Source organism: Mesorhizobium sp. LEGMi-168a (assembly GCF_058312955.1).
On sequence record NZ_JBZEGV010000069.1, the window covers coordinates 1 to 4,366 of the forward strand.

Genomic DNA, 4,366 nt, shown 5'->3' on the forward strand with positions numbered 1-4,366 from the left:
GTCTCGGCTTCGCCGAGCCACCTCTCCCCCGCTCCGCGAGGGAGAGGAAATAAGCTTGCGCGATATCGCCAACTACCGCTTGCGAAATCCGAGCCCCCGGCGATTGGCGTTTCCTCGCCCCCATGAAATGGGGGAGAGGTGGCTCGGCGAAGCCGAGACGGAGCGGGGGAGCGCTGTGGGCGATTGTTCGCCCACCGCTGAGACTGGCGCCATGGTCGCCACCGGCTGGCCCCATCCCGGCCCTGTGGCAGGCCCGGTCGGCAAACTATATCCCAATCAGGCCTGCCCGCAGGCTCCCGCCACCAGGGGCGCGCATTGCCCCGCAGAACAGGGATCGCCACCATGTACAAGCACATCCTGATCGCCACCGACGGTTCGGAGCTCGCCGGCAAGGGCGTCGCCCACGGCCTGGAGCTGGCCAAGGGCTTAGGGGCCACGGTGACCTTCGTCACCGTCTCCGAGCCGTTCCCGACGCTGGCTTGGGGCGGCGCCATGGCCGGCTACGTCGCCGCCGACGAGCTCACCAATTACGAGGAAAGCGCGCGCAAATATGCAAGCGAGGTGCTGGAGAAGTGCAAAGCCGAGGCCGAAAAGCTCGGCGTGCGTTCGAAGGTCCTGCACATCGAGAACAAGGCGCCCGCCGAGGCGATCCTCGACACGGCCCGCACGGAAGGCTGCGATCTGATCGTCATGGCCTCGCATGGCCGCCGGGGCTTCGGCCGGCTGGTGCTGGGCAGCCAGACGGCGGAGGTGGTGTCGCTGACGCAGATCCCAGTGCTGGTGGTCAGATAAACAGTATCAGTAGCGATCCTTCGCGCCCCCCTCTGTCCTGCCGGACATCTCCCCCACAAGGGGGGAGATTGGCAGTTTGGGCGCTCCGCTCGATCCTGCGATGTTGGAGATTGGCGAAAGCCGGAATGATAGCTGATCTCCCCCCTTGTGGGGGAGATGTCCGGCAGGACAGAGGGGGGCGCTGTCCCGCCGACGTTTCAGGGTTTCTCCACCGCCGCGACGTCTACTGCGCCGGCAAACCCGGCAGCGACGAAGCAGGCGCTGCCAACCCGGGTGCCGGCAGCCCCGGAAGCGCCGAACCGACCGGCTGCTGCCCGGCATACATCAGCCGCGTCTGCGCATCGGCCGTCATCGGCGCCAGGCTGCGCTGGATCAGCGCCTCGACATGGTCGTTGCGCTGGCGCGCGCTGTCGGCGCCCATCACCACCACGATCAGGTGCCGGCCGTCGGCATTGTAGGAGGTGACGATGTTGTAGCCGGAGGCGCGGATATAGCCGGTCTTGATGCCGTCGACGCCGCGCACCCGTCCCAGCATATCGTTGTGGCCGCGCACCAGACGGCCGCGGAACATGAAGTCGCTTTCGGAGAAATAGTGGAAATGCTGCGGGAAGCGGTGCTCGAGCGCGATGCCCAGCACCGCCATGTCGCGCGCGCTCGTCACCTGACCGGCGTCGGGCAGGCCGCAGGCGTTGCGGAAACTGGTGCTGCTCATGCCGAGCTGATGCGCCTTGGCGGTCATCATGGCGGCGAACTGGTCCTCGCTGCCGCCGCCGAGATATTCGCCCACCGCCACCGCCACGTCGTTGGCCGACTTCACCGCCATGGCGCGGATGGCGGAATCGACGTCGATCGTCTCGCCGCGCCGGAAGCGCAGTTTCGTCGGCGGCTGCGAGGCGGCGTGGTCGGAGACCGGGATCTGCGTCTCCTTGGTCACGCGACCGCTCTCCAGCGCCTCGAACAGCATGTAGAGCGTCATCATCTTGGTGAGCGACGCCGGATAGCGCTGCGCCGTCGAGTTGACTTCGAAAAGCTGCTTGCCGGTCGAGGCATCGACGACGATCGCCGCGTATTTCTGCGGCTGCGCCGGCACGGCAAGCACGCTTTCCGGCGGCGCGGCGGTGGTGCAGCCGGCGACCAGGAGCAGCAGGGCCAGTGAGGCCATCAGTTTCTGGAGGAGGGGAAAGGGACGCGGATGGGACAAGACTGTTCTTAAGCTGTTGCTGAGATGCCGGCGAAGCTAACGTAACGCGTATGCGGCGTCCATTTGGTTAATGGGCGTAACAAGGCCTTTGCCCAGGTTTCGGAGGTTGGTGCCGTCGGCGACGCTGCCAATCTCCCCCTTGCGGGGAGATCAGATGTCGCGCACGCTTTGGCAATCGCCACCCTGGCGATTGCCAAATTTCCCCCCCGCTTTGCCATCCACACCCCCTTGCCGCTATGATGCTCCCGGCTTGGATTTGGGGGGATCGGCATGTCGGAAATCGCCACGGGCACGACCTCGTTGCTGAGGGCATCGCTCAGCCGCACCGGCAAATGGGCGGGCAGCGTCGCTTTCGTCAGCGGCGCGGTGTCGGATGTGCTGAACCCGCTCGGGCCCTTTGCCGCCTATATCGCGCTGGTCGCCGCGGTCGCAGCCGCAATCATCGCCGTCGCCATGGTGCTGCGCCTGGTGCTGGCGGCGAAGGCCATGCCGGCGCTGATCTTCGCCACAAGTGCGGCGGCGATCGCCGGCGGCGTCTACGGCGTCCAGCAGGAGACGAATTCGCAAAACGGCGTTATCGCCGCGCTGGTGCCGGCGGTGGCGCAATTGCAGCAATCGCTCGGCATCGTCTCCGAGAAGGTGGCCAAGATCGAGCAGACGGTCACTGAGACGCAAAAGACGGTGGAAGCGGTCAAGAAATCCACCGATACGGTGGCGCAGAAGACCGACCAGATCGCCTCCGTCCAGCAGCAGCAAACCGCCCAGGGCGCCGAGACGCAGAAGACGGTCGAGGCGGTCAAGCAGACGACCGACACGTTGGCCGCCGGCCAGCAACAGCAGCAGGCGCAGGCCGAGAAGCTGCAGGCGACGACCGAACAGATCGCGGCGTCCATCGACACGATCGCCAAGGGCTTTGCCCAGCTCGCCGCGCAGGGCGGGGCGATCGCCGATCCCAAGCGTCCCGACGAGTTCTATCACAATGCCCGCGTCTATGAGCTGGCCGGCGACATGCTCAATGCCCGCCGCTCCTATCTCGCCTTTGCCGGCTTCGACGTCGACGCCATCGACCCCTATACGCGCTTCGCCACCCTGCTCAGGGTCCAGGACGGCAAGGCCGGCGCGCGCGAAGTGTTCGGCACGCTTGCCGAAAAGGCCAAGGCGCCGGCGATCAAGCTCGTCCATCTCCTGCAGTTCGACGATGCCCAGCGGCTCGATAAGTTGAACGCCTTCATATCGGCCAATCCCGATTATGCGCCGGCTTATTTCCTCGAGGCGCAGGAATTCTCCGAGGATCGCCTCGGCAGCCAGACGCTGGCCGACAAGCGCAGCGAAGCCCAGGCGCTGACCAAATTCGTCTCCTATGAGAAGGACGGCGGCCTGCTCAAATATTTCGTCGACCAGACCCAATTGGCCGACTGGCTCGACCGCAGCCGAACCCGGCTGGCAGCGCTCGGCGACGTGCTCGATCCCTCGCGTTTCGTGCCGACGCTGACGCCGACGCGCTCCAACGCCGGCTGGTCGATGACGATCTCACTGCCCGAGCCGGCGACCGCGATTTCCTGGCGGCTCGGCGACAGCGGTCCGTTCACCGACACCGGCCTGCTCGCGACCAACGACCAACGCACCGGCAAGCCGATGCCCAATCCGAGCTTCGAGCTGCCGGACAGCACCGCGGCCACCAACATCGCGATCAAATATCTCGACATCAGGGGCCGCGAGACCGGCCCGTTCGACATCCGCTTCGATCCGGATGCTTCGCTCCAGCAGGGCAACAAGCAGATCCTCGACCAGTTCTGGACATCATGGATCGCCTTCGACGCCAGCGGCAACCACGGCCTGGTCTATTTCACCCAGATGCTCTCCTTCCGCTGCGCCATCAGGCAAGTGCGCTACAGCCTGAACGGCACCGCGCTGGACAAAGAGATCAAGATGCCGCCCTGCGACGCCAAGGACCCGTATGCCATCCCCGCCGACTACCAGCCCTATTTCAAGGTGAAGGACGACGTGAAGTCGATGGCGGTGCAGGTGACCTACACGGATGGCACGAAGTCGCCGGTGCGGGAGTATAAAAGGCAGTAGGGAGTTCCCACCCTCCCCCTCGTGGGGAGGGTCGATCCGCGCAGCGGATCGGGGTGGGGGTCAAGGACTCTTTTTTGGTTGAACCCCCACCCCGTCGAGCGTTCTCCGCTTCGCTCCGACCGCTCGCCGACCTCCCCCTTGAGGCAGGGCAATCGCATATGGCGGCGCCAGCCCCCCACTCCGGCCGCTGCGCGGCCACCTCTCCCCCATGTTCATGGGGGAGAGGAACCCAAGCTTTTCAAGGCCGCGACCCTTCGCGGTTGGCGTTTCCTCTCCCTCCACGAATGTGGGGGG

General features: G+C 65.7%; 3 protein-coding genes. 2 read left to right on the forward strand and 1 reads right to left on the reverse strand.

The features are described 5' to 3' along the window. Positions 1-342 precede the first annotated feature (342 nt). On the forward strand, positions 343-792 hold the full coding sequence (locus AC4FWB_RS33765; protein ID WP_491030543.1) for a universal stress protein: 450 nt from the start codon (positions 343-345) through the stop codon (positions 790-792). Between the two features lie 223 nt (positions 793-1,015). On the opposite strand, the gene AC4FWB_RS33770 is transcribed toward AC4FWB_RS33765, so the two are convergent. Continuing rightward, positions 1,016-1,954 (reverse strand): D-alanyl-D-alanine carboxypeptidase family protein, encoded by a 939-nt coding sequence (locus AC4FWB_RS33770; RefSeq protein WP_491030544.1) that lies wholly within the window; start codon positions 1,952-1,954, stop codon positions 1,016-1,018. Between the two features lie 309 nt (positions 1,955-2,263). Here AC4FWB_RS33770 and AC4FWB_RS33775 point away from each other — a divergent pair, with 309 nt between their 5' ends. Further along, positions 2,264-4,072, forward strand: a complete 1,809-nt coding sequence (locus AC4FWB_RS33775; RefSeq protein ID WP_491030545.1) for a methyl-accepting chemotaxis protein — start codon at positions 2,264-2,266, stop codon at positions 4,070-4,072. The last annotated feature ends 294 nt before the right edge of the window (positions 4,073-4,366 follow it).

Excerpts from the sequence above, each read along its gene's own strand:
- AC4FWB_RS33765 (WP_491030543.1), top strand. The coding sequence starts at position 343 with ATGTACAAGCACATCCTGATCGCCACCGACGGTTCGGAGCTCGCCGGC.
- AC4FWB_RS33770 (WP_491030544.1), bottom strand. The coding sequence starts at position 1,954 with ATGGCCTCACTGGCCCTGCTGCTCCTGGTCGCCGGCTGCACCACCGCC.
- AC4FWB_RS33775 (WP_491030545.1), top strand. The coding sequence starts at position 2,264 with ATGTCGGAAATCGCCACGGGCACGACCTCGTTGCTGAGGGCATCGCTC.